Source organism: Bordetella sp. H567 (genome assembly GCF_001704295.1).
Lineage (GTDB): Bacteria > Pseudomonadota > Gammaproteobacteria > Burkholderiales > Burkholderiaceae_B > Bordetella_C.
This window is the reverse complement of sequence record NZ_CP012334.1, coordinates 4,428,450-4,453,572: the sequence shown is the minus strand read 5'-3', so window position 1 is coordinate 4,453,572 and position 25,123 is coordinate 4,428,450. Positions and strand designations below refer to the sequence as shown.

Sequence of the window (25,123 nt, the reverse complement as noted above, 5' to 3'; positions counted from 1 at the left end):
GGTCAATCAGTCCTACATGGATGGGCCGTTGCGGGAACCTTGTGCCGGCGTCGCTTCCGTGGCGAAACACGCCGCCGCGCCATGCGGGGCGCGGCCGGGCCTGACAGACCGGGGCGGACGTCGACGCTACAGTGGCCGGGCCGCGTGGACGGACGCTGTCGCGGCCTCCCACACATGCAGGCGCGCGCCGGATGCGATCCGTCCGCCGCGGCGTCTTTACATGCCCTTCCACGATAGGGCCCTGGAGATTCACGACATGGGTATCAATATCAACACCGCTACGCCCGTCGCGGGCGGAGCCGCCATCGGCGGCATCGAGACGTCGGTCGAACGCCTGTTCAGGACGTGCAAGGGGACCGCAACGCGCGCCGCCCGGTCGCTCAGCCGGATGATCGACCGGCTCATTCATTCAAGGCCCCGCAATGTACCGCTGGTCCGCGCGCAGACGAACAGCCAGCGCCGGGCCAGCATCCGTAAGCTCGACTTCTCGTCCGTCGGCTCATCGCGGTTCCAGGATACGCAGGTTTCTCCGGGCGGGCTGTCCAGCCAGTCGATGCCGAACTGCGTCCTGCGCAGCCCGTCGGGTACGCCGTCGTCCTTTTCCAGTATGCCGATCCCCGGCGTGCGCCTGAAGCCGGGCCGTTCCGCGGGCGCCCTGCCGACGCCCCAGCCCGTGTCCGGCGGCCGCCCCGCGTTGCCGGCGCGGCCGCCGGGGCTGGGCGACCCGTTCTATGACAGGGCGGCCCAGAACGCCAGTCCAACGCCCGCTTCCATCCCCGGGATCAAGCCCGCGTTGCCGCCCCGTTCGCGATCGGCCGACAGCAGCCGTTCCGAGCCGCCTTCGCAGGCACGCTCGGCCGACAGCGGCAATGCCCCATCGCTTGCACGCTCGCGATCCGAGGGCAGCCTCGGGGCGGCGCCGGTTCCGCCATCCATCGCCGTCGATGGCCGACCCGCACCGCCTTCGCGCAGCAAGTCCGCCGACCGAGCGGGATCGGCTTTGTCCATGCCCGTATTCCACCGTCCCTATCCGGCCGGCCCGATCACCACGCAGGTCGAGGGGGCGGCGCCGCTGCCTAAGCCACCAGGAAACGGCGAACCGCCTCGTTGAAAGCGCGCGGGTTTCCCAGGTTCATTCCATGGGACGAACCCGCGATGCGCAGGGACTGCGCGTGCGGCAGCCAAGCCTGCAAGGCATCCAGGATGGCGGGGTAAGGGTGCGGGCTCAGCGCGCCGCCGATCAGCAGCGTCGGCTGCGTCACGGTCCGCGCCCGCGCTTCGGTCAGCACATAGGGCGGCTCTTGCACCTGCGCCGCCAAGGTGTGGGCATTGGCGATCGCCATTTCCTTGAACCAGGGCACCATGCGGCGCCAGGTCTGTTCGCCGCTGACCGTGTCGATGAACAGCGCCAGCCCCTGTTCGACGTTGCCGTCGCGGATGGCCTGCAGCGCCTGCGCGCGAAAGTCACCGCGCCCTTCCTCGCTGTCGCCCACCACCAGGCCGGGATCGGCCAGTACCAGCGCGCGCACCTTGTCCGGGTACCGCTGCGCCAGCTCGAAGGCCACGCGTCCGCCGCGCGAATGGCCGACGACGTGCGCACTGCCGCCGCACTCGCGGTCGATGAACTGCGCCACCGCGTCCGCATGCCGTGCGCCGGAGAATTCCCCCGGATCCTCGCCGGCCGCCTCGGGCCAATAGCCCGGCAGGCTGACGGAAAAAACCTGGAAGTCGCGCGACAGCGCCGGGATCTGCGCCTTCCAGTAACGCAGGTCGCACAGCGAGCCGTGCACCAGCACGACGGGCGCGCCCGTGCCAAGCGCAACATGGGCTAAACGCGCATCCGCAAGGGCTGCGTACCTGATGGGATAGGCGAAATCGGGCGACATGGCGGCGATGTGATGCGCAGGAAGGTTCTTTCGAAGCGCTGTGATTCTACCTGCCGCATGCAGCGTCCGGCCGAAGCGGCCGCGTGGGCCGCGCGATTTTTCCGGCCCCTTGCATTTATCCCGCAATTCTCCGTGCGCTTGAGATTTATCCAATTATCCGCCTCCCATCCCGGCCGATAGAGTTCGTCCTGTCGGTGGCGCATCTCACCATGTGCGCCTCGCGTGCCCCGCTTATTCGGATCGAAGCCACCATTTCGGCCGAATGCACACCTGGCTACCAGTCAGCGCGTGCGAACTGAAGAGACATGATCGATGCCTGTTATAGACGTTGCCAGCCTGCTGCCCGCGATCGCCTTGGATTCGCCGTGCGGTCCCGATCTGGAGTATTCGGCCGAATACGTTGCGCTCTTGCAGTTGATGCGGGGCACGCCCGATATCGAATACGGCAAGATGCGCCAGGTTGCGGCGGATCCGGACTGGAAGGCGGTCAAGGCCTCGTCCCTGGCGCTGCTGGGCCGGACGCGGGATCTGCGTCTCGCGGTATGGCTCACACGCGCGCTCACCGCGCTGCACGGCTTTGCCGGGCTGGATGACGGCCTGGCCCTGGTCGAAGGGTATATCGAACAGCATTGGGCTCACGTGTATCCGCTCCTGGATGCCGACGACGAGGACGACCCCACCGAGCGCGTCAATACCCTTGTCGCCCTGGAAGAAAAGGACGGCCTGCTGCGCCAGTCGTACACGCTGCCGCTCGCGGATTCGCCCATGCAGGGCCGCGTCAGCCTGCGCGACCTGGATATCGCCGCTGGCGAGTTGACGGCAGCCGGCGACGAAACCGCCATGGAAGCGTCGACGATCGACGCGATTTTCAAGACCGCCTCCCTGCAATCGCTCAAGGACACCGCCGCGCTGCTCGCGCAAGCGGCCCGCCGCGCCGAGCATATCGAAACCCTGGTCACCGAACGGGTGGGCCATGCGCGCGCCGTGGCGCTGCGCAGCCTATGCCAACTTCTACAGCGTGCCGCCGATGCCGTGCAAGGGCGCCTCTCTTCGCATCCGGACTGGCGGGCGGCGGATATGGCATCGGACGGTGACGGGCCGGACGGCACGTCCGATGGCGTCCCGGGCGCCGGCGGGAGATCCGGCACCGGGGTCCTGGAGACGCGCGACGACGTGATCGCGATGATCGATCGCATCTGCGACTACTACGCCAAGGAAGAGCCTGGCAGCCCCGTGCCCTTGCTGCTGCAGCGCGCACGGCGCCTGGTGGGCGTGCCCTTCATCGATCTCCTGAACGACCTGTCGCCCGAAAGCGTTGCGCAGGTCAACCATATCGCTGGCATCGCCGCCTAGCGGTCATTCGCGGCATCGGCGCATCCCCCCGTTCCCGCAACGATTCATCCTCTTACGGAAGGACTCAGATGAGCAAGGAAAGCAGTCAGAAATTCTTGGGCCGTACGCGTGCGCCGCGCGTGCAGATCGAATACGACGTCGAGGTCAACGGCGCGCAGAAGAAGGTCAGCCTGCCGTTCGTGATGGGCGTGATGGCGGATCTCTCGGGACAGTCGTTGCAGGCCCCGCTGCCGGTGGCCGAACGCCAGTTCCTGGAGATCGACGGCGACAACTTCGACGAGCGCATGAAGGCGATGAAGCCGCGCGTGGCGGCCAGCGTGCCCAATACCCTGACGGGCGAGGGCAACCTCGGCGTCGATCTCGTGTTCGAGTCGATGGACGATTTCTCGCCCGCGGCCATCGCGCGCAAGGTCGAGCCGCTGCGCAAGATGCTGGAAGCGCGCGGCCATCTCGCGAACCTGCTGACCTATATGGACGGCAAGGTAGGCGCGGAGGATCTGGTTGCGAAGCTGCTGTCCGATCCTGCCTTGATGCAAAGCCTGGCGGCCATGCCCAAGCCCGCGGCGCAAGCCGATACCGAAGCCGCCCAGGCTCCGGATGCGTAAACCCGAAGATCTGCAAGGAAACCATCGATGACTGACATGACTACCGAGGCCGGGGACGTCTCCCCCGATGTCCAGGTCGAGGCCGCGGGCGGCGACGATTTCGCCAGCCTGCTGAAGAAGGAATTCAAACCCCGAACCGACGAGGCGCGACAGGCCGTCGAGGACTCGGTGCGCACACTCGCCGCCCATGCCCTGGCCGATGCGTCGCTCGTATCGAACGATGTGCTGAGCACCGTCGAGACGCTGATTGCCGAAATCGACCGCAAGCTGACCGAACAGATCAACGCGATCCTCCATTGCGCTGAATTCCAGAAGCTGGAAGGCGCGTGGCGCGGCCTGCACTATCTGGTTTCCAACACGGAAACCGACGAGCAGCTGAAGATACGCGTCATGAATATCTCCAAGTCGGACTTGTACAAGACGCTGAAGAAGTACAAGGGCACGGCGTGGGACCAGAGCCCGATCTTCAAGAAGATGTACGAGGAAGAGTACGGGCAGTTCGGCGGCGCGCCCTACGGCGCCCTGGTTGCGGACTACTACTTCGACAATAGCGGACCCGACGTGGACCTGCTGAGCCAGATGGGACGCATCTGCGCGGCTGCCCACGCGCCGCTGATCGCCGGCGCATCGCCCTCGGTCATGCTGCTGGAGTCCTGGCGCGACCTCGCCAACCCGCGCGATATCACCAAGCTGTTCCAGACTCCCGAACATGCCGCTTGGCGCGCGCTGCGGGAATCCGAGGACTCGCGTTATATCGGCCTTGCCCTGCCGCGCTTCCTGGCGCGCGCGCCCTACGGCGCCAAGTCCAATCCCGTGGACGAATTCGGCTTCGAGGAAGACACCGCCAGCGGTGACACGAACCGCTATGTCTGGGCCAATGCCGCCTATGCCATGGCCGCCAACATCAATCGGTCGTTCAAGCATTACGGCTGGTGCTCGCGGATCCGCGGGATAGAGTCGGGCGGGGCAGTGGACGATCTGCCCACGCATGTTTTCCCCACCGATGATGGCGGCTTCGACGCGAAGTGTCCGACCGAAGTGGCGATCAGCGACCGGCGCGAAGCAGAGCTGTCCAAGAACGGTTTCCTGCCGATGGTGCATATGAAGAACACGTCGACCGCCGCTTTCCTGGGGGCTCAATCCCTGCACAAGCCCGCCGAGTACGACGATCCCGAGGCCACCGCCAACGCCGCATTGGCGGCGCGGCTGCCGTATATCTTCGCCTGCAATCGTTTCGCCCATTACCTGAAGTGCATCGTGCGCGACAAGATCGGCTCGTTCAAGGACAGGGACGCCATGCAGCGATGGCTGTATCAGTGGATCGTCAACTACGTCGACGGCATGCCCACCCATTCGTCCGAAGAGGCCAAGGCGGTGCGTCCCTTGGCCGGCGCATCGGTCATCGTCGAGGAAGTCGAGGGCAGCCCCGGCTACTACACCTCGCGCTTCTACCTGAAACCGCATTACCAGCTTGAAGGGCTGACCGTATCGCTGCGGTTGGTCAGCAAGCTTCCCTCCATCGGAGGGAAGTAGACGACGGGCCTGGCCGCCCGTCTCTCACGGTTTCCGAAGGACTGATATTCCTTCGGAGACCCATTCCTAAACTGAAAAATCCAGCCTTGGAGCAACTATGTCCGATCATACCGTCATTACCATGAAGATGGATGGCATCCCCGGCGATTCGCTGATTGCCGGCGCCACGGATCACGTCGATATCCTGAGTTTCGCTTACAGCGCGTCGATCCCGATCGATGGTCGTGGGCCTGGTCTGTCCGGCTCCGGCGCGACGTACGTCTCTCCGATCAGCCTTCACAAAAAGCAATGCAAGGCCTCGGCGCCCGCGGAGAAGCAATTCTACGAGGGCAAGCCGATCAAGACCGTGGAGATCCATGAATACAAGGCGGATGGGGAAGCCCAGCCCAAGCCCTTCATGAAGATCACGCTGACCAACGCGCGGATCTGGCAGTACCAGATCTCTCCGGGTGGCGTCGAAGACTTTTCCATGACCTTCGAGTCCGTGAAGCGCGAGTATTTCAAGCAGAACACCGAGACCAGCGCGCTGGAACCGGCCGGCAACGTGACCTTCGATATCTTGACGAAGAAGGTTTCGTAATCCTGCAAGGGACGGTACCGGAAGAAACCGGCGCCGCCCTGTCAGGTCCTGTCAGATCTCCGGGAGGGCGGGCTTCACCGCGAAGCCGTCCTCTCATTGCGCCATTCCTTCATCCATGCCGGAACTTACCAGTAGAGATCGCCTGCAACCCGCGCTGTTGGATCGCCTGACCGATCTGGCGCCCGACGCTGCCTTCGAACCGCGGGAACGCCGCGTCGTCTCCATGCGCCAGCTGCGCGTGAGCGTGTTGCGGGACTTGACTTACTTATTCAACGCGGTCCAGGCGCGGATGGGCGACCTCGGTGCGTTCTCCCTGGCCGAGGCTTCGGTGCTGAACTACGGCCTGCGCGGGTTGACGGGTAAAACGCTGGCGGATATCGATGCGGCGTCGGTCGCGGACGAGATCGCGCGGGCGATCCGTCGATTCGAGCCGCGCATCGGCGGCCATTCCCTGCGCGTGACGCCCCTGGATCACAGCGCCGAGACCGGTGGCAGCGTGATGGCCTTCCTGGTGGAAGGCGAGCTGTGGGCGCAACCCTATCCCGAGCGCCTCTATTTCAAGACCGAGCTGGATCTGGAGGCAGGCGAGGCGCGGCTCATCGATGGCGGCGAGGTAGCGATCGCATGAGCGCCAAGCTGCTCGGCTACTACAACCGGGAACTCCAGCACCTGCGCGAAATGGGCGCCGAGTTTGCCGCTGCCTTTCCGAAGATTGCCGGCCGCCTGGGCCTGGAAAGCTTCGAATGCGCGGATCCCTATGTCGAGCGCCTGCTGGAGGGTTTCAGTTTCCTGGCGGCCAGGGTGCAGATGAAGCTGGATGCGGAGTTTCCGAGCTTCACCGGGCATCTCGCGGAGATGGTGTATCCGCAATTCATGGCGCCCACGCCGTCGATGGCGGTGGTGCAGTTCGAACCGGACTGGAGCCATTCCAGTTTGTCCAAGGGCTACACCGTGCCGCGGCACACCGTCCTGCACAGCCAGCTGGATCGGCATAGTCCGACGCGCTGCGAGTACCGCACCGCCCATGCGGTGCCGCTGCTTCCGCTGCGCATCGCGCAGGCCGACTACCTTCCCTATACCGGCGCCATCGCCGGCCTATCCCTGGACCTGCCCGGCGCACCGCAAGCCGTGCTGCGGCTGCGCTTCGAGATGATGGGGGACGTGCCGGCCTGCATGCCGGATCTGGATGGCATCCCGCTCTATCTGCGCGGCGAAGAAGGTTTTTCCGTGCGGCTGTATGAACAGCTTTCGGCCCACGTGATTGCCGCCGTGGTGCTGCCCGCGGACCGGCCGCCGGCCTGGCATTCGATGCTTGCCGCCGACTGCATTTGCCCCATGGGGTTCACCGACGACGAGGCATTGCTGCCGGTATCCCGCCAGACCTTCCTGGGCTATCGCCTGCTCCACGAGTACTTCTCTTTCCAGCAGCGTTATCTGTTCGTGGGCCTGAATGGCTTGCGCGCGGCGCTGCGCGATCGCAAGGACCGCGCCTTCGACCTGTTCCTGCTGCTGGACAAGTACGACGCGGCCGTGGAGCGGTCCGTAGGCGTGTCCCATTTCGCCCTGCACTGCACGCCGGCGATCAACCTGTTCAACCGATCGTCCGACCGGATTGCCTTGTCGAACGACAAGTTCGAATACCCCATCGTCGTCGACCGCACACGGCCGATCGATTTCGAGGTGTACGCCGTGGAGGGCGTGCGCGGCTACCGCACCGGCGATACCGAACCCCGGCATTTCCAGCCGTTCTATCGATCGCTGGATCCGTGGGCCTCGCGCCAGCCGGGGGGCGCGTACTTCCAGCTGCGTCGGGAAACGCGCGCCCAATCCGCGCGCGAACGGCAGTATGGGGCGCGCTCGCGCTACCTGGGCACGGAGGCCTACATCGCGCTGGTCGACGAGCATGACGCCCCGTACTCGGACGATTTGCGGCAGCTGGGCGTGGACCTGCTTTGCACCAACCGCGACCTGCCTTTGTCGATGCCGGTGGGCGTGGGGGCGACGGACTTCACGTTCAGCGCGGAGATCCCCGCCGATTCGGTGCGCTGCCTGTCCGGTCCCAGCGAGCCCCGGCCCGCATTGGCGGCCGACGCGGCGGTCTGGCGCTTCCTCAATCATTTATCGCTCAATTATCTGTCGCTGGCCGAAGGCGACGGCGGCGCGCGGGCCCTGCGCGAACAGCTGGAACTGTACCGGCACCCGGAAGACGAGGCCGCACGCCGGCAGATCGCCGGCCTGTGCGGCGTCGCAGCGCGGCCGCTCACACGGCGCATGCCGGGCACAGGTCCGATCAGCTTCGGCCGCGGCATGGAATTGACCCTGACCTTCGACGAAACGGTTTTCGAAGGAACGGGCGCTTTCCTGCTGGGCGCGGTCTTGCATGTTTTTCTTTCTTCCTACGTTTCGATCAACCACTTCGTCGAGACCGTGATCCGGACTTCTCCGGGCACGAGCATCGTGCGGTGGCCGGCGAGGGCAGGGTTATGCCAGATCCTGTAGCGCTCGACCGGCGCCTCGCCGCCGATCCCTGCCGGTACGCGTTTTATCAGGCGATGCGCCAGATCGAATGCGCCTATCCGGCAAAGCCGCGCATCGGCGCGTCCGCGCGCGCGGCCGACGATCCCGTTCGTTTCGGGCAGGACGCCGATATGGCCTTCGTTCCGAGCGAGCTATCCGCCTACCGGCCGGCAACGGCCCAGGCCCCCGCGCGCTTGGCCGTCAATGCGCTGGGCCTGATGGGAACGACGGGTCCGCTGCCTTTGCATCTGACGGAATACGTGCGCGATCGGGCTCGCCATGCGGGAGACACCACGCTGGCCGGCTTCCTGGACATGTTCCATCACCGCATGATGAGCCTGTTCTACCGTGCCTGGGCCGTGGGCCAGCCGGTGATCGGTCACGATCGCGCGGACGGCAACCATTACGCCAAATACGTCGGCAGCCTGTGCGGGCTGGGATCGCCGGCCACGCACCGCACCGATGGCATCGGCGAATACGCCAAATTGCAATTCAGCGGCCTGCTCGCCGCGCGCACGCGCCACGCGCATGGCCTGGCCTCCTTGTTGTCGCGCTATTTCCGCGTCCCGGCCGCGATAAACCAGTTCGTCGGCCAGTGGCTGTACCTGTCCGGGGAAGACCGCGCCCGCCTGGGCCGCGGCGGCGCCAAGCGGCTCGGACATGGCCTGCCACTGGGTGCCAGGGTATGGGATCGCCAGCACAAGTTCCGGGTGGTTCTCGGCCCCTTGGACAAGGCGCGCGCGCAAGGCCTGCAGCCGGGCACCGACGGGTTCCGCCGCCTGGCCGAATGGGTGCGGCTGTACGCCGGCTCGATTCTGGATTGGGACGTGGAGCTGCGCCTGGCGCCGGGCGCGGCCGCCGCAATGCGGCTGGATGGCAACGCGCGCTTGTCGCGCAGTACCTGGCTGGGCCGGCCGGGCGGGACCGCGGGCGCGCCTTGCTTGCGTTTCCAGTCTCGCGACTCTCTTGAACGACGCTAAAAAGGATATCGCTTCATGGCAGAAATCAGCCGTGCCGTGCTCTTCGGCAAACTCGACGCGCTGGCATACCGCAGCATCGAAAGCGCCACCGTATTCTGCAAGTTGCGGGGTAATCCTCGCGTGGTGATCGAACACTGGCTGCACCAGATACTGCAGGGCCAGGATTCCGACCTGCACGGTATCGTGCGCCACTTCGGCCTGGGCATGGCGGTGCTGGCGCGCGATCTGACCGACGCGCTGGAACGCCTGCCGCGGTCCGCCGCGGGCGCCATAGACTTGTCCCCCCACGTCGATGAAGCGGTCGAGCGTGCCTGGGTATACGCCTCGCTGATGTACGGCGCGACGCAGGTCCGCACCGGCCATCTGGTGATCGCCCTTCTGAAGACCGCGTCGCTGCGGCGGCGCCTGGCGGAGATCTCGTCGCAGTTCGCGCGCATAGAGTGCAATGCGCTTGTCGAACGCTTCGACGCTCTGCTGGCGTCTTCGCCCGAACATGCAGCCAGCGCGCCGCCCATGGCCGCCGCGCCCGGGGAGGCGAGCGGCGCCATCCCGGCGGCGGCGCTGGGCGCGCGCGAGGCCCTGGCCCGCTACACGGTGGACCTGACCGCCCAGGCGCGCGACGGCAAGCTCGATCCCATCGTCGGCCGCGACGAGGAAGTCCGCCAGGTGATGGACATACTGCTGCGTCGCCGGCAGAACAACCCCATCCTGACCGGCGAAGCCGGCGTGGGCAAGACCGCCGTTGTCGAGGGCCTGGCCCAGCGCATCGTTGCCGGCGAAGTGCCGCCCGCGCTGCGCAGCGTGGCGCTGCGCACGCTGGATGTCGGCCTGCTGCAGGCCGGTGCCAGCATGAAGGGTGAATTCGAGCAGCGGCTGCGCCAGGTCGTGGAAGAAGCGCAGTCGCAGGATCATCCCGTGATCCTGTTCATCGACGAGGCGCATACGCTGATCGGTGCCGGTGGCGCGGCAGGCACGGGGGACGCGGCTAACCTGCTCAAGCCCGCGCTGGCGCGCGGATCCTTGCGCACCATCGCCGCCACCACCTGGGCCGAATACAAGAAGCACATCGAAAAAGACCCCGCCCTGACGCGCCGCTTCCAGCCTGTCGCCGTGTGCCAGCCGGACGAGGCCCGGGCGCTGCGGATGCTGCGCGGCCTGGCACCCGCCATGGAGTCGCATCATGGCGTACGCATCGCCGACGAGGCACTGCGGGCCGCCGTGCAGCTGAGCCATCGCTATATCGCCGATCGCCAGTTGCCGGACAAGGCGGTGAGCCTGCTCGATACGGTGGGCGCGCGGGTCGCCGCCAGCCGGCACGCGACGCCGCCCGCGATCGAGCAGCTGCGCGCGGCGATCGCGGCGAAGGAAGCGGAACTGGCCCTGCTGGAACGCGAAGCCGCGTTGGGCCGCGGCGCCCACGACCGTGTGGCGCGGCTGGGAGAGGAATTGGCGGCCGACCGGCAGGCCTGCGCGGATGCCGTCCAGCACTGGGAGGCCGAAAAACGCCTGGTGGCCGATGTGCTGGCCTGCCGTGCGGCCTTGATCGAAACGCCGCCGGCGGGCGATGACGATCCGCGGCTCGCGGCGCTGCGCCGCATGGACGCGGAACTGGAAGCCTGCCAGGGCGAAGCGCCGCTGGTCCTGCTTGACGTGGATCGCCAGGCCGTGGCCGCTGTCGTGCAGGATTGGACGGGTATCCCCGTCGGCCGGATGGTGGCCGACGATGTCGACGGCCTGCTGGCGCTGGAAGATACATTGAATACCCGCATCGTCGGCCAGCCCGGCGCCATTGCCCTGCTGGCACGGTACATCCGCACGGCGCGCGCGGGACTGAATCGTCCCGGCAGGCCTGTCGGCGTGTTCCTGCTGGCGGGATCGTCGGGCGTCGGCAAGACCGAGACCGCGCTGGCGCTCGCCGAGGCCCTGTACGGCGGCGAACAGAACCTGATCACGCTCAATATGAGCGAATACCAGGAGCCGCATACGGTATCCACGCTCAAGGGCGCGCCGCCGGGCTACGTCGGCTACGGCCAGGGTGGTGTGCTGACCGAGGCCGTGCGACGCAAGCCCTATAGCGTCATCCTGCTCGACGAAGTGGAAAAGGCCCATCCCGACGTACACGAAGTCTTCTACCAGGTTTTCGATAAAGGCTGGATGGAAGATGGCGAGGGCCGCGTGATCGACTTTCGCAACACGCTGATCCTGCTGACGACCAACGCCGGAACGGACCAGATGCTGGACGCGGACGAGGCATCGCGGGGCCTGGACGATCTGTGCCGCGTGCTGCGCGCGCCGCTGCTGCGGGTGTTCCCGGCGGCATTGCTGGCGCGGATGACGATCGTGCCCTATCTGCCCCTGGGGCCGGACAGCCTGGCGGCCATCGTCCGACAGCAGCTGGACCGCCTGGCGTCCCGCATGCACGAACAGCAAGGTGTCGCGATGCACTACGACGAGACGGTCGTGGCGGCCGTGCTGGATGGCTGCGAGGTCCGCGAAAGCGGCGCCCGCTTGATAGACACGATGCTCGCCCAGCAATTGCTGCCCGTGTTGAGCCACGAGCTGCTCGTACGAAAAAAGGACCGGCGGACGGCAACACGGGTCGGCGTGCGTGTCGAAGAGGGAGCGTGGCAGTGCGATTTCGACTGAGCGCCATGCCTTTGAGACACCGGCGTCATCGGCTCATGGCGCGGCGTACAGGCCAGGTCCATGCCGGCGTTCGGCGCGCATCGCACCCGGCCGGTATGCCGGTACCGGGGGCATCGATTCCTTGAACATCGGAGCCGCCATGGCCCACGTCCTGCTTGCCGGGACGGGGGCCCGACGGTTTCCGCGATAGCAACCTCAACCATAAACTTCAATGCCAGAAACAGTATTCGATCGGATTCCCGTCACCGACTCCAGCTTTTCCACCCAGAAATACATCGCCCGTGTAGGGCTACTGGACCTGTTCTGCGGTCTCGACGTCCAGCGCGACTCGGCGGGAGAGATCGCGGGCATCATCAAGGATATTCCCTTGAACCCCGATTTCAGTCTCACCGCGGCAGACTGGGCGATTAGCCAGGACAGCAAACGCGTGGGTGAAAAGGGCGATGATTTCTTCAAGAAGTTGATCGATGCTTCACCGGCCGGCCTGAGCTGGCTGGAAAATAGCGCCTTCGAGACGCTCAAGGAATCCGGTGACAAACACCTGTCCAAGGTCATCGTCCTGGTCGTCAAGAACGCGTGGGAGAAGTTCGTGAAAGCCTTCAGCGACGGGACCCTGGCCGCCGCGGGCAGCAATGCGAAGAACAGGGTCATGGACCTCATGAAAGACGAACGCGTGATCCTGAGTGATGCGGTCAATTTCGTGGCCTATTTCGTGGCCCGCGTCCTCGACAAAGCGGCAGTCGACAAGATTCGCCACGGGGCGGCGGTACTCAGTGCGGTCCGGAGCGTCTGCTACCTGGCCTCCAGGGCGTGCCATACCGTTTATCACCAATTCGGCCCCACAGCGTATACGGCGGGCTTGCCGCGCCACATCAGCAGCGGGGTCTACCTGGGCCGTGCCCTGTCGGGGCTGATGGATTCCACGCGCCTGGCCAACGCCGCGTTCAGCGCTGCCGCCTCTTGCGGTGTTGTCGTGGCCTGGCCCGTCAAGTTGGCCGCGGCGCTTGCCCAAAGGTTGACGACGTTATTCATCCGCCTGTCGGAACACCTGCGCCTGGGCCGCCTCATCGGGTACGCCAGGTGTTTTGCCAAGGATCACGGCTACTCCGTGGGCGACGGCGACAAACCGAAGTTCAGCCTTCCCACGCTGGACGCCGCCACACAGAAAATGCACGAACGGGATTTCGACGCGTTCTACGCCAACCATATCGGCTGGTTTCCTGCCGCCGCGTGTCTCGGCCTGATCGTCCCCCACGGTGTCGGAGACGCCTGGAGCTTTCTGAACATGGGGCAGGATCCCAGATACTGGTTGTCGCAAGGCGGCCAGACTTTGCTTAACCAGGCACGGTTCAACGAGGCCTTGCAGGAAATGGAGTACCTGCGCACCGACGCCCGCCTCTATCTGAATGCGACCGGCCTCCAATTCACGCATCCGCGCTTCAACATGGAAAAGTCGCTCAGCCTGCATATTCGCGACGATCCGGTCGTAGCGAAAGGGTTCTGGTACTACCTGGGGTTGATCGCGACCCATGGGTACGCCATGAACTGATCCGGAAGCCGAAAAGGACAACCATGGCCCAGCAAGTCGTAATGGGTGCAACCCTGACGTGTACCTTCGGAACGGCGCCCACCGCGCTGGTGGTCCTGCCCACGGCGCGCGTCATCGTCGAAGGGCGTCCCGCGGCGACCATCGAGGACAACAAGCCAGTGGTCAATATCCCCACCTTTGCGATGTGCACGTCGCCCGCCAACCCCGCGGTGGCAAGCGCCACCGCGGCGGCCATGGGCGTATTGACGCCCATGCCTTGCATCCCGGTCACCGTCGCTCCCTGGCTGCCCGGCGCGCCTACGGTGCTGATCGGGAATATGCCGGCTCTGGACAATACCTCGACCTGCATGTGCCAGTGGGGAGGCCTGATCAGCATCGGCATGCCGGGCAGCGCCAGAACGCTGGTGCCCTGATCGCCGACACGTTTTTCCAGCCCGTTCACTTTTCCCCGATACCATGTCCTCGCGCCCAACCCAGAAAAACCGCGGAATTGCAGTCCAGAGCGCGTTGCTCGCCGCCGATACGCTGCTGCTGTGCGGGCTGCGCGGCGAAGAGCGCCTGGGCAAGCCGTTCGAGTTCCGGCTCGAGCTGCTCAGCGCGGATGCCGGCATCGATCCTGCCAAGTTGCTGGGCAGCGAAATCCGCGTCAGGCTCGACACCTCGTCCGGCAAGCGCGAGTTCAACGGTATCGTCAGCCGTTTCGGTATCGCCGGTGCCGCGCTGTCGCAGGACCGGCCCGACAGGCTGACGCGATACCGCGCCATCATGCGGCCACGGCTATGGCTGCTCAGTCGTTCGTCGCATTGCCGCTTCTTCTTCGATATGTCGGTCCCCGATATCGTCAGGCAGCTGCTGGACGACCACCAGGTGGTGTACCGCATCGCCTGCACGGCCAGTTATCCCAAGCTCCAGCATTGCGCGCAATATCGCGAGACGGACCTCGATTTCATGAGCCGTCTGCTGGAGCGCGAAGGTATCTACTACTACTTCGAACACGCGAACGGCACCGAGACCGTGGTATTGGTGGATTCGCCGCAAGCGCACGAAGCGACGCCCGGTTACGAGTCCATCCTTTTCTCGCCGCTGGCCATCGACGACGGCGCGCCGCAGGAGTCCATCTATCGCTGGGCCCTGGATGCGGAAATCGCGCCCGGGACCAGCGAGTTCAACGCATTCGATTTCCTCAACGTCAAGAGCAGCGAAAGCCAGGGACTATTGGCGCGTGCCACGGCCGAGGCGGACACGGGCGCCGGCACGCTCGAGGAATATGCGCTGCGCTATGACGACCAGGCTGACGGCCGCCGCCATGCGCAGGCGCGGCTGGACGCGCATCGCGCACGTTCGCGCCGCGCGACGGGACGCGCGACGGCCCGCGGCGTAAAGCCGGGCGCCTGGTTCCGCATGACGGACCATCCCCGCGCCGACCAGAACGACGAATACCTGGTCGTCTCCGCCGACTATCGCCTGGGCGGCGACGACTACACCGCGGCGCCGCGCGCGGCCCACGAACGCAAGCCGGTGTTCGATTGCACGTTCTCGGCAATTCCGCGCCAGCAGCCATGGCGCGCGGCGTGTGCCACGCCGGTGCCGCGGCCGGGACTGCAGACGGCCATGGTGGTGGCGCCGGACGGCGAACCCATGGCCACCGACGCCCATGGTCGGGTCAAGGTGCAGTTCCATTGGGAACAGTTCAATCCTCCCAAGGCCAGCCAGCGCATGCAGCGCTGCTGGGTGCGGGTGGCGCAGGCCTGGGCGGGCAAGGGTTGGGGCGCGGTGTTCGTGCCGCGCGCGGGGCAGGAGGTCGTGGTCGACTTCCTGGACGGGGATCCCGACCATCCCATGATCGTGGGTAGCGTCTACAACAGCCGCAACCCGCCGCCGTATATCGGCGCGGGACATGCGGAAATTGCCGCCATCCGCACCGATTCGCTGGGCGATGGCGAGAAGGACCGCAACGAGCTGCGCTTCAACGACAAGGCGCTGCAGGTCCTGCTCTATACCGGTGGGCGCTTCGATACCTACGTCAAGAAAAGCGGTTTTACCTGGGTAGGCGAGGACGAGCATCGCACGGTCAAGGGCCGGCAGCTGCTGCATGCCGGCGCGCAGCATATTTCCGTGAGCGGCAGCCGGAAGGTCAAGGTGGACGGCAGTGCCTCACTGAAGGCGGCCGTCAACGTGCTGCACCAGGCAGGCATGAGCTATGTCGTGAATGGCGAGATGGTCCACATCAAGGGTGGCGCCACCGTCGTCATCGAAGCCGAGGCGATGGTGTCCCTGAAGGTGGGTAACAGCTTCATCTCGGTCAACGCGGCGGGCGTGCAGATATCCGGGCCGATCGTTGCCCTGAACAGCGAGGGCGCGGCGGGCAGCGGTCCCGGCGGTTCCCCTGAATCCCCCGAAACGCCGGAAAAGGCGGACGACGGTTCTTCGGTACAGGTCAAATGAAGCTAAAAAATCTCTATCGATATTCTTGCGGGGCCAACAGCGCCCGCGATGGGCTTTCCCAGGCCGCTCTCCTCTCCGGAAATCCGGTGCTGGAGCGCGGCATCGACGTCATGGCCGAGGCGGATCCGCTCCGTCTTTTGGTCCATGCGAAACGCGGCGTGGCCAAGCCGGCAGTCCGCGGCGACCACGCCGCGCCGGAGCGCCAGGCCTTTTCCCCGCTGCCGGTCGTGCCGGCGTATCCGTCTGGATCCGGAGGCGGCGATGCGTAGGATCGTCCGTGTGTCGATGGCCGTCGCGGCATGGGCCTGGATTCTGGCCCTGGGCGGCTGCAGTGCGCAATCGATGCCATGCGCATCGCTGCAGGTGGTGCTGGAAACGTCCGCCGATGTCAATCCCGACGCTTCCGGACGTCCTTCGCCTATCGTGGTCCGCATTTACCAGCTGACGGATACCGAAGCCTTCGACCGTGCCAGCTTCTTCGATCTGCACGACAAGGATAGGCAGATATTGGGTCCCAACCTGCTGGCGCGCAGCGAGATCACCTTGCTTCCCGGCACAGAGAAAATCGTCGGGCAGCCTCTGGACCCGAAGACCCGCGTGGTGGCGATCGTCGCCGCATATCGGGACATCGAACATGCGCAGTGGCGGCGCGACTTCCCCGTGTCGGGGTTGGCGAGCCATGGTATTGCCGTCGATCTGCGACGCACCGCGATACGCGCCGAGGCCGTAAACGCGGGGGGATATGCCAAGGACGACGCCGGTGGCGGCGCCGATAACGATCCGGACCGATGAGAGGGGCAAGTATCGTGGATTGGAATAGCAAGGTTGTCTGGTCGGAAGGCATGCTGTTGCAGCAACAGCATCTGCAGCAGCACGACCGGTATTTTCATCACCTGGTGGAGTCCTACTGGCGCGCACGGGGCCGCTACGGTTGGGGATACACGCGGCTTGTGATCGACGAGCAGCAGTTGGGGCTGGGCAAGGTCGGGCTGGTGGCATGCGAAGGCGTGATGCCCGACGGCACGCCGTTTTCCCTGCCCGCGGACGATGGCGTGCCGCCGTCGCTGGATATCCCCGAAGACAGGCGCGACGCGATGGTGGTGCTGGCCCTGCCTTTGCGGCGCCTGGGCGTGCCGGATGTCGCGCCCGATGGCAGGGACGATGCCGAGGCGCACGCGCGCTATCGCCGCGCCGAATGCACGGTCGCCGACAGCACGGCGTCCGCAGGGGAGGGCGTGCTGATGGAAGTCGGAAAGTTGCGCCTGCGGCTGGCGCTGGCCGATACCGTCGCGCAGGGATACGCGACGCTGGGCGTGGCCCGCGTGCGCGAGCGACGCCCCGACCATTGCGTGGTCCTGGACATGGATTACTCCCCGCCCTCGCTGGCGTGCCGGGCAGCCCCGCGCCTGGCCGGATTCATCGAGGAGCTGAAAGGGTTGCTGCATCAGCGTGGCCAGACGCTGTCGTCGCGATTGGCCGGGGCCGGTTCGCATGGCACGGCCGAAATCGTTGATTTCCTGCTGCTGCAGCTGATCAATCGCGTCGAACCCTTGTTCGATCATTTCGTCGCATCGGAGTCGCTGCACCCGGAGGTGCTCTACCGCGAATTGCTGCAGCTTTCCGGTGAACTCGCCACCTTCGTGCGCGATGCCAAGCGTCCCGGCGTGCCGAGGCCGTATCGCCACGACGATCTGGCCGCAACCTTCACGCCGCTCATGGACGAACTGCGCCGGGCGCTCAGTCTGGTCTCGGACCCGCGCGCGGTATCGATCGCGCTGGAACCCGGCAAGTTTGGCTTGCACATCGGCAGGGTGCCGGACACGGGGCTGCTCAAGAGCGCCGAATTCGTACTGGAGATCGCCGCGGATATGCCGGCCGAGGCACTGCTGACCGCGCTGCCGGCCCAAGTGAAGATCGGCCCGGTGGAGAAGATCCACGACCTGGTGACGCTGCAGCTGCCCGGCATCGGGCTGCGTCCATTGAGCGTCGCGCCGCGCCAGTTGCCCTTTCGCGCGGGGCGTTGCTACTTCGCGTTGGACATGCATGACGAACTCTGGCCGCAGCTGGCCACGTCCGCCGGGATCGCCTTGCATGTCGCCGGGGACTTCCCGGGATTGCAGATCGATCTATGGGCGATAAGGGCATGACGGAGCTGTCCGCTCCGATGTTCTCGGCCGACGCCCTGTACGATGCGGCGCGCGTTCCGTCGCCCGCCCGTACGGCCAGGCCGCAGGGCTTGAATCGTCTCGTGGGCGCTGCCCATCCCTTGCTGGAGGTAGGAACGCTGCTGCGCCATGCCCCCGCGCCGGCCTCGCTCGAGGCCTTGCGCGCGCAATTGGTCGGCATGATGCGTACCTTCGTCGAGCGGGCACAGGGCATCGACGCGGAACTCCTGGCCGCTGCCCGGTATTGCCTCTCCACCTTCCTGGACGAAGTCATCGCGGCCACGCCATGGGGGGGGAGGGGGCGCATGGTCCAGCCGCAGCCTGCTGGTCACGTTCCATGGCGAGGCGTCGGGCGGAGAACGTTTCTTCACCATCCTGCACCATCTGTCCCGGGATCCGGCCGCCAACATCGATGCACTGGAGTTGCTTTACATCATCCTGTCGCTGGGCATGGAAGGGCGCTACCGCCTGATGGAAGGCGGCGCAATGGAGCTGGAGCAATTGCGCGCTCGCCTGCTGCAGTTGATCGGCGATACGCGCGGCACCGTGGAACAGGGTTTTTCGCCGGAGCCGAGCAGCGTGCCCGGCCGCCGTCGTCCCCTTTGGCACATACGCCCCTTATGGTTGGCCCTGGCGATTTCCGTGCTCATGCTGGCCGCGACGCTGGGCATTGCAGACTGGAGGATGCGCGGGCCGGCGCAGGCCATCATGGACGCCCTGGGCAAGGTATACGTGGCGGTGCGCATGCCCAAGCCGGCGCCGCCCCCACCGCCGCCGGCCGTGCCGGCCAAGCCGGCTTCCCGCTTCGATCCGGCGATCCGGCAGCTGGCTGCGATACTCGCGCCCGAAATCGCCAACGGATCCGTGCGCCTGGACCAGAACGGCGACCGGGCCGTCCTGACATTGAACAGCGACGGCCTTTTCGCTTCCGGCAGCAGTTGGGTGCTTCCCGCACATGTGCCATTGCTGCGTCGCATCGGCGCCGCGCTGCACGACGTACCGGGGGACGTGACCATCGTCGGCCATACCGACGACATCCGGCCCGCTCCAGGGGCACCGTCCAATCAGGAGCTGTCCCTGCGGCGGGCCGGCCGGGTAAAGGACCTGCTGGTCCAGGAGGCTAGCGATCCCGATCGTTTCCTTGTTCAGGGACGTGGCGATACGGAGCCCGTCGCGCCCAACGATACGGAGGCCGGCCGGGGCCGCAACCGGCGTGTCGTGATCACGCTCGTGGCGCCGGGAGCCGCCCGGTGACCACTCCATTTTTCAATCCTGCACACGAGGTACGCGCCCTATGGTGAAACGCATTTCGCCCGGATCCATGCTGCATACCTTCATCAGAGCGCTTGCCGCGCTGTTCGGTGTGTCGCTGACATGGATTTACGCGCCCGCTCTTTCGCTGGGCGGCACACACCCCTTCGCCGATCCCTGGGCGCGGGTGGGGCTGATCGCGCTTCTGTTCGCGATGTGGTTCGCCTATCGCGGTATCGCGCGGCTGATGCGCGGTATGCCCCGGTTGCGGGTGGTATGGGCGCCGCCGCCTCAGGTCGCCACCGAGCCGGCGCAAGGCAGGCCGGGCACGAGGCAGGGCGCCGGTGAACCGGCGGCGCAGGAAAGCGCCGCCGTAACGCGGTGCGTCGATATCGCCCCGCCCGCCGCCGACGGCGATGCGGTCGCGAAGCTGGAACGGGGGTTCGACGCGGCGCTGAAGGTGCTCGGCAGGGGCGGGCCATGGTGGCGCCTGGGCCGGAACAGCGCCTACCGCCTGCCGTGGTACGTCGTGCTGGGATCGGCGGGCAGCGGCAAGAGCGCGCTATTGAACGCCTCTGGATTGGAGTACGCGCGCGATGGAATGGAAGCCGGCTTGCGATCCACCGATCCCTGCCGCTGGTGGATCGCCGATGAAGCGGTCCTTCTCGAAGTGGGCGTTCCCGGCACGGCGGCCGGGCAGGCGGGCCATGGGGTGCCCGATCACGCGTTCTGGAGCGTGCTCCTGCGCCGCCTGCGCGGGGCGCGCCGGCGGTGTCCGGTCAACGGCGCCATCGTCACGCTTGCCGCCGGCGCGCTGTTCGGCGATACCGATGGCCCGCAGCCCGACGTGGCGGCACTGCGTTCGCGGCTCAAGGAGATGCGGTCTACCTTCGGGGTCCACTTCCCCGTTTATGTGGTCATCACGCAGTGCGACCGCGTGGCCGGCTTTCGTGCCTACTTCGATGACCTGGATGCCGCGCGCCGCGCGAAGGTGTTCGGATTGACATTTCCGGTCGCCGACACGGATCCATCTCAAGACGGCGTGAAGTCCTTCCCGGTGATGTGCCGGGACCTTGTGCAGCGCCTGCACGGGCGCATGGTTCGCATACTGGGCAGCCGCGCGACCCTGGACCGCCGGGCCGAAGTCTATGGATTTCCCGCGCAGTTCGATCTGCTGACCCAGGGAATCGCACGGTTCCTCGCCGAGATATTCACGCCATCGCCCCAGGCTCCGCTTCCCTGGCTGCGCGGCGTGTACTTCACCAGCGCGGAGCAGGCCGGCGGGCCGGTCCAGATGCAAGGCGCAAGCCCGCTGGCGACGTCGCTGGCAACGTCGGTGCATGCCGCGCCGCAGGCGTTGCCGCACTTGCGCAGCTATTTCACCGCGCGCCTGCTGCGCGACCTGGTACTCCAGGAAAGCGGGTTGGCTTTCAGGCGGGCCGCGTTGGTGCCTCAAAGCCGGTGGGCGCGCTATGGTGCCGGCGCCGTGCTCCTGTCCTGCGCGATCGCCGTGTGTACCGGCGTGGGGCTGGCGGCGCGTGAGGACGAGGTCTTCATGGCAAGGGTCAACGATCGCCTGGCCGTCCTTGCCGCGCGGGCACGGCAGGGCGTCTCGCAGGACCAGCCCGCGTCCATGCTGCCCTTGCTCGATGCGGCGCGGGAGCTGGCGGCGCCGCCGCATGCCTGGCCGATGTCCTGGCTGGTACCTTGGCGGCCCGCCGTGCGTGTCGCCGCCGCCGGCCGCGAGCGGTATCTCGAGGTGCTGCGCCAGACCGTGGTTCCCGTCATCGCCCGCCGGGCCATGGACGTCGCGAGCGACGCAAGCCTGGATGCCGCACAGCGCTATCAAGCCTTGCGTGTCTATCTGATGCTGGGCACGCCGCGCGTCTATGACGCCGCCGTGGTCATGGCATGGACCCAGGGTCAGGCAGACCGGTTCCTGGCCAACCGGGCGCAGCGGCAGGAATTCATGGCGCACATCAAGGCCTTGTTCGGCTGCGTCACGTACGCGCCTCATATACAGCTGGATCCGCCGGCCGTGGCGCGGGTACGCGCACAACTGATGGGCTATTCGACACTCGATCGCTTGTATGCGGACATCCTGGGCCGCTTGACGAAGGCCGTGCCGGACACCCTATCGGTCGCGCGGATGGGCGGCGTGAACGCACCCCTGATCCTGGTAAGGGCGAGCGGCCGGTGGCTCACCGAAGGCGTGCCGGGCGCGTATACCGTGGAAGGCTATCGGCATTACAGGCAGTTGCGCGACGCCGTCCTTGCCGAAATAGAAAAAGAGGGATGGGTGCTGGGCATGGATAGCGGTGCGTCCATCGCCGCGCGCCGCGCCGCGCTGAAGAACGACCTGGACAAGCTGTATTTCCATCGCTACATCGCAGCCTGGGACGATCTGCTCAACGACATGCGCCTGGTCCCGCTGTCCAGCTCGCCCGGCGACGTCTGGCTGATCAGGATGCTCGCGGCGGGCGATTCGCCGCTGCGCCTGCTGCTCAAGGCGGCCGCGGTCCAGACGACGTTGCAGCCTGGCGCCGCGGATCCAGCGTCCGGCGCCGCCGCGGCTTCCCCGCCCGCCGGTGGCGCCCCGGCGCCCTCGACGGCCGATGGGTCAGGCGGCGATCCGACGCGCGGCACGATTTTCGGTAGCGGCACCGCGTCCGCATCGCCGGCCAGTGCCGATACACCTGCCCCCTACGCCGCGGACGACGATGAACCGACGTCGGTGGACCGTCATTTCGATACCTTGCACCGGTTGTTCGTGCCGGGATCGGCCAGCGGTGTTGCGCCGATGGACGAAGTACAGGGGGCCTTGAAGGAAACCGCCGTGTACCTGGAAGCCGTGCAGGCGGCGCGTCAACGCGGCCTGCCGATGCCGGCGGGGGACGCGCTGGACAAGCTTCGGCAAATCGCCCAGGTACAGCCGGAGCCGCTGCGCCAGATGCTGCAGAGCCTTTCGGCCAATGGCGATTCACTCGCGCTGAACACCGAACGCAGGCGGCTGAACGATTTGTGGCAATCCAGCGCGGTGTTCTGCCATGCGGCCCTTGATCATCGCTATCCCCTGGACCCTTACGCGAGTGTCGATGTCACCCCGGACGATTTCGCGCGCGTGTTCGGACCCGGCGGCGCGATGGACAGCTTCTTCCAGGCCAATCTGCTTCCTTATATCGATACGGGGACTTCTCCGTGGAAATGGCGGGCCGGCGCCACCACGCCGAAAATGTCCGATGCCACGCTGATGGCGTTTCAGCGTGCGGCCGCGATCCGCGCGGCGTTTTTCCCGGATGGCGGCAAGGCCCTTTCCATACGTTTTTTGCTGCAGCCGCTTTCGCTGGATGCCAGCATCACCCGTTTTTCGCTGGCCTTGAGTGGCACAACACTGGACTATGCCCATGGGCCCGTGCGTCCCGTGGAATTCCAGTGGCCGTCGGGCAGCGGGACGCAAAGCGTGCGCCTGGCTTACCAGACGGGAGACACCGCCGCCGATCGCGCTTTCACCATAGACGGCCCATGGGCGCTGTTCCGCCTGCTGGATCGGGGCAGGACCGAGCGCGTGCGCGCGGACCGCTACAAGCTGACCTTCAACCTGGGCGGGCGCAGCGTCACGCTGCAACTGGACGCCAGCAGCGTGATCAATCCGTTCGCGCTGAACGCGCTGCGCGTTTTCCGGTGTCCGGAGCAGCTGTAGCGTCGATTTCGCCGGTGGAGGCAATGCCGTCGATGATGGCGTAGGGCAGGCCCAGGCTGCATTGTTCCACCCGCCCGCGAACGCCATAGACGGCCTCCAGCGTGGCGGGTGCAATCGCCTCGGCGGGCGCGCCGTCCGCGGCGAGGGCCCCGTCGCGCAACATGATGACGCGGTCGGCGTGGCGCAAGGCCACGTTGATGTCGTGGACGACCAGCACGGTAATCAAGCCCTGCTCGACCGTTTCCCGCCGCAGCAGCGCCATGATCTGGAACTGATGGCGCGGGTCCAGCGCGGACAACGGTTCGTCCAGCAGCAGGATACGCGGGCGGCGAATCAGTGCCAGGGCCAGTCCGGTCAGCTGGCGCTGCCCGCCCGAGAGTTCGTCCAGGTAGCGCAGCGAGAGCGGGCCAAGGTCCAGGCGCGTCAGTAGCGCCTGCGCCATTTCGGGAGTCACGCGGTGGGTGTCGCGGGCTCCGCTTGCCTGGGCGCGGCCGGATGCCAATACCGCTTCCAGTACCCGCAAATGGACGGCCGACGGCAGGTCCTGCGGAACATAGGCCACGCGCTGCGCGCGGATCCGTGGCGCCACGCGGGCCAGATCGACCCCGTCCAGCATGATGGCGCCGCCGCGCGGCGGTACCAATCCGGCCACCGCCTTCAGCAGTGTCGACTTCCCGCTGCCATTCGGTCCCAGCACGGCGGCGATCCGGCCTGGGCGAAGGCCGGCCATGGTCAGGCCCGGGATGACTTCCCGGGCACCGTAACCCGCGCGCAGGCCCGCAATATCCAGGCAGGCGTCCGCCGCCGGCCAGGCTTGCGGAGGCAGGTTCCCCGGCATGCGATGTCCTTTAACCTCGGTCATGGCAGCCGTCGCCGCAATACAACCGCGAGGAAAACGGGAAGTCCCACGAAGGCCGTCACGATGCCCACGGGCAGCACGACGCCCGGCACCAGGATTTTCGACAACAGCGAGGCCAGCGATAGAACCACGGCGCCGATCAGCGCGCTGCCGGCCAGATAGGGGCGATGATCCTCGCCGAACAGTCGGCGCGCGATATGAGGCGCCACGAGGCCGACGAAACCGATCACTCCCACCATGGAAACCGCCAGCGCCGACAAGACGCTGATGCGCGCCATCGCTCCAAGGCGTAGGCGCCGCACGTCCACCCCCGCGCTGGCGGCCCGGTCTTCGCCCAGGCGCAGCATGGTCAGCGGCCATGCCGAACGCAGGGAAAAAATTCCCGATATCGCCAGCGCCCCGGCCAGGATGCCCAGCCGGCTCCAGTTCAAGCGATCCAGGCTGCCCATTGTCCAGAAGACCACGTTTTGCAATGCCTGTGCGCTGGCGGCGAACTGGATGGCCGACACCAGCGCATTGCACAGGAACACCAGGGCGATGCCGAACAGGACGACCGCACTGGCGGACATTCCGCCCCAGCGCGCCAGGGCGTTCAGCAGCAAAGCGCTACCCATTGCGAATACGAAGGCGCATGCGGTGACGGCCCAATCCGCGGGCAGGCCCGACGGCAGCCAGGCGTCCAGCGCGATGGCGATGCAGGCTCCTAGCGCCGCGGCGGAGGACACGCCCAGGGTGTCGGCGCTGGCCAGGGGGTTGTCCAGGATGGTCTGCATCTCCGCGCCGGCCAGGCCCAGCGCCATGCCCACCGCAACGGCGGCCATGGCGTAAGGCAGGCGTATCGTCCAGACGATGATACGGTCGACGGCGGGGGCGTGCTGGGGATCCAGCAATGTCCTCAGCAAGCTGGCAGGGGCGATGGTGGACGTACCCACCATGAAGTTCGCCAGCAGGCTCGCCGCCACAAGGATGGCGAGCCCGCACAGGACAAGGATGCGGCGGCGCAGGATGCTCCGGTACGCGTGCACCGGGCTGCCGAAGACGGCGCCGCGCATGC

Annotated in this window: 20 protein-coding genes and 1 pseudogene; 18 read left to right on the top strand and 3 right to left on the bottom strand. The window is 66.4% G+C overall.

Annotation, left to right across the window (positions count from 1 at the left end):
* Nucleotides 1-256 precede the first annotated feature (256 nt).
* Nucleotides 257-1,111, top strand: coding sequence for a hypothetical protein (locus tag AKI39_RS25585; protein WP_145925329.1), 855 nt, complete (start codon nt 257-259; stop codon nt 1,109-1,111).
* Here AKI39_RS25585 and AKI39_RS20005 read toward each other — a convergent pair.
* Nucleotides 1,077-1,886: an alpha/beta fold hydrolase gene (locus AKI39_RS20005; protein ID WP_066640060.1), complete on the bottom strand. Its 810-nt coding sequence runs from the start codon at nt 1,884-1,886 to the stop codon at nt 1,077-1,079. The two genes, AKI39_RS25585 and AKI39_RS20005, sit on opposite strands and share 35 nt — an antisense overlap.
* A gap of 312 nt (nt 1,887-2,198) precedes the next feature.
* Here AKI39_RS20005 and tssA point away from each other — a divergent pair, with 312 nt between their 5' ends.
* The 17 genes and pseudogenes from tssA (at nt 2,199) to tssM (ending at nt 23,210) form a co-directional block, all read left to right on the top strand.
* Nucleotides 2,199-3,239 (top strand): type VI secretion system protein TssA, encoded by a 1,041-nt coding sequence (gene tssA, locus AKI39_RS20000; protein WP_066640057.1) that lies wholly within the window; start codon nt 2,199-2,201, stop codon nt 3,237-3,239.
* Nucleotides 3,240-3,307: 68 nt separating this feature from the next.
* Nucleotides 3,308-3,844 carry a type VI secretion system contractile sheath small subunit gene (gene tssB / locus AKI39_RS19995; protein WP_066640055.1) on the top strand — a complete coding sequence of 179 codons (537 nt, stop codon included), beginning with the start codon at nt 3,308-3,310 and terminating at the stop codon, nt 3,842-3,844.
* Between the two features lie 36 nt (nt 3,845-3,880).
* Nucleotides 3,881-5,377: a type VI secretion system contractile sheath large subunit gene (tssC, locus tag AKI39_RS19990; RefSeq protein ID WP_066643416.1), complete on the top strand. Its 1,497-nt coding sequence runs from the start codon at nt 3,881-3,883 to the stop codon at nt 5,375-5,377.
* Between the two features lie 97 nt (nt 5,378-5,474).
* Entirely contained in the window at nt 5,475-5,957 is a 483-nt protein-coding gene (locus AKI39_RS19985) for a type VI secretion system tube protein Hcp (RefSeq protein ID WP_066640046.1), read from the top strand.
* A 115-nt stretch (nt 5,958-6,072) separates the two neighbouring features.
* Nucleotides 6,073-6,585, top strand: coding sequence for a type VI secretion system baseplate subunit TssE (gene tssE / locus AKI39_RS19980; protein ID WP_066640043.1), 513 nt, complete (start codon nt 6,073-6,075; stop codon nt 6,583-6,585).
* Nucleotides 6,582-8,456, top strand: a complete 1,875-nt coding sequence (tssF, locus tag AKI39_RS19975; protein WP_066640041.1) for a type VI secretion system baseplate subunit TssF — start codon at nt 6,582-6,584, stop codon at nt 8,454-8,456. Before tssE ends, tssF begins: the two co-directional genes overlap by 4 nt.
* Complete coding sequence (gene tssG, locus AKI39_RS19970; RefSeq protein WP_066640039.1) at nt 8,441-9,454, top strand: type VI secretion system baseplate subunit TssG; 1,014 nt, start codon at nt 8,441-8,443, stop codon at nt 9,452-9,454. The genes tssF and tssG overlap by 16 nt, the downstream gene beginning before the upstream one ends.
* 15 nt (nt 9,455-9,469) lie before the next feature.
* Nucleotides 9,470-12,100 (top strand): type VI secretion system ATPase TssH, encoded by a 2,631-nt coding sequence (gene tssH / locus AKI39_RS19965; RefSeq protein ID WP_066640037.1) that lies wholly within the window; start codon nt 9,470-9,472, stop codon nt 12,098-12,100.
* A 211-nt stretch (nt 12,101-12,311) separates the two neighbouring features.
* Nucleotides 12,312-13,649 (top strand): hypothetical protein, encoded by a 1,338-nt coding sequence (locus AKI39_RS19960; RefSeq protein WP_066640034.1) that lies wholly within the window; start codon nt 12,312-12,314, stop codon nt 13,647-13,649.
* Between the two features lie 23 nt (nt 13,650-13,672).
* On the top strand, nt 13,673-14,062 hold the full coding sequence (locus AKI39_RS19955; RefSeq protein WP_066640032.1) for a DUF4280 domain-containing protein: 390 nt from the start codon (nt 13,673-13,675) through the stop codon (nt 14,060-14,062).
* 94 nt (nt 14,063-14,156) lie between these two features.
* Nucleotides 14,157-16,094, top strand: coding sequence for a type VI secretion system Vgr family protein (locus AKI39_RS19950; RefSeq protein ID WP_235610684.1), 1,938 nt, complete (start codon nt 14,157-14,159; stop codon nt 16,092-16,094).
* A complete protein-coding gene (locus tag AKI39_RS25755; RefSeq protein ID WP_158515193.1) occupies nt 16,091-16,363 on the top strand; it encodes a hypothetical protein in 273 nt (90 codons plus the stop codon). The genes AKI39_RS19950 and AKI39_RS25755 overlap by 4 nt, the downstream gene beginning before the upstream one ends.
* The gene (gene tssJ / locus AKI39_RS19940) at nt 16,356-16,886 is read left to right on the top strand and encodes a type VI secretion system lipoprotein TssJ (protein ID WP_158515192.1); all 531 of its coding nucleotides are present in this window, start codon (nt 16,356-16,358) and stop codon (nt 16,884-16,886) included. The genes AKI39_RS25755 and tssJ overlap by 8 nt, the downstream gene beginning before the upstream one ends.
* 14 nt (nt 16,887-16,900) lie before the next feature.
* Nucleotides 16,901-18,241 (top strand): type VI secretion system baseplate subunit TssK, encoded by a 1,341-nt coding sequence (gene tssK, locus AKI39_RS19935; RefSeq protein WP_066640024.1) that lies wholly within the window; start codon nt 16,901-16,903, stop codon nt 18,239-18,241.
* Nucleotides 18,223-18,501 (top strand): annotated as a pseudogene (locus tag AKI39_RS26275) (type IVB secretion system protein IcmH/DotU); the annotation flags it as partial. The gene tssK and the pseudogene AKI39_RS26275, both read left to right, overlap by 19 nt.
* On the top strand, nt 18,494-19,513 hold the full coding sequence (gene icmH / locus AKI39_RS19930; protein ID WP_338012433.1) for a type IVB secretion system protein IcmH/DotU: 1,020 nt from the start codon (nt 18,494-18,496) through the stop codon (nt 19,511-19,513). The pseudogene AKI39_RS26275 and the gene icmH, both read left to right, overlap by 8 nt.
* A 40-nt stretch (nt 19,514-19,553) precedes the next feature.
* Nucleotides 19,554-23,210, top strand: coding sequence for a type VI secretion system membrane subunit TssM (gene tssM / locus AKI39_RS19925; protein WP_066640020.1), 3,657 nt, complete (start codon nt 19,554-19,556; stop codon nt 23,208-23,210).
* On the opposite strand, the gene AKI39_RS19920 is transcribed toward tssM, so the two are convergent.
* Both AKI39_RS19920 and AKI39_RS19915 read right to left on the bottom strand, forming a co-directional pair.
* Nucleotides 23,155-24,048 (bottom strand): ABC transporter ATP-binding protein, encoded by an 894-nt coding sequence (locus AKI39_RS19920; RefSeq protein WP_066640018.1) that lies wholly within the window; start codon nt 24,046-24,048, stop codon nt 23,155-23,157. The two genes, tssM and AKI39_RS19920, sit on opposite strands and share 56 nt — an antisense overlap.
* Before the next feature lie 20 nt (nt 24,049-24,068).
* Nucleotides 24,069-25,121, bottom strand: coding sequence for a FecCD family ABC transporter permease (locus AKI39_RS19915; protein ID WP_066640017.1), 1,053 nt, complete (start codon nt 25,119-25,121; stop codon nt 24,069-24,071).
* Between the last annotated feature and the right edge of the window lie 2 nt (nt 25,122-25,123).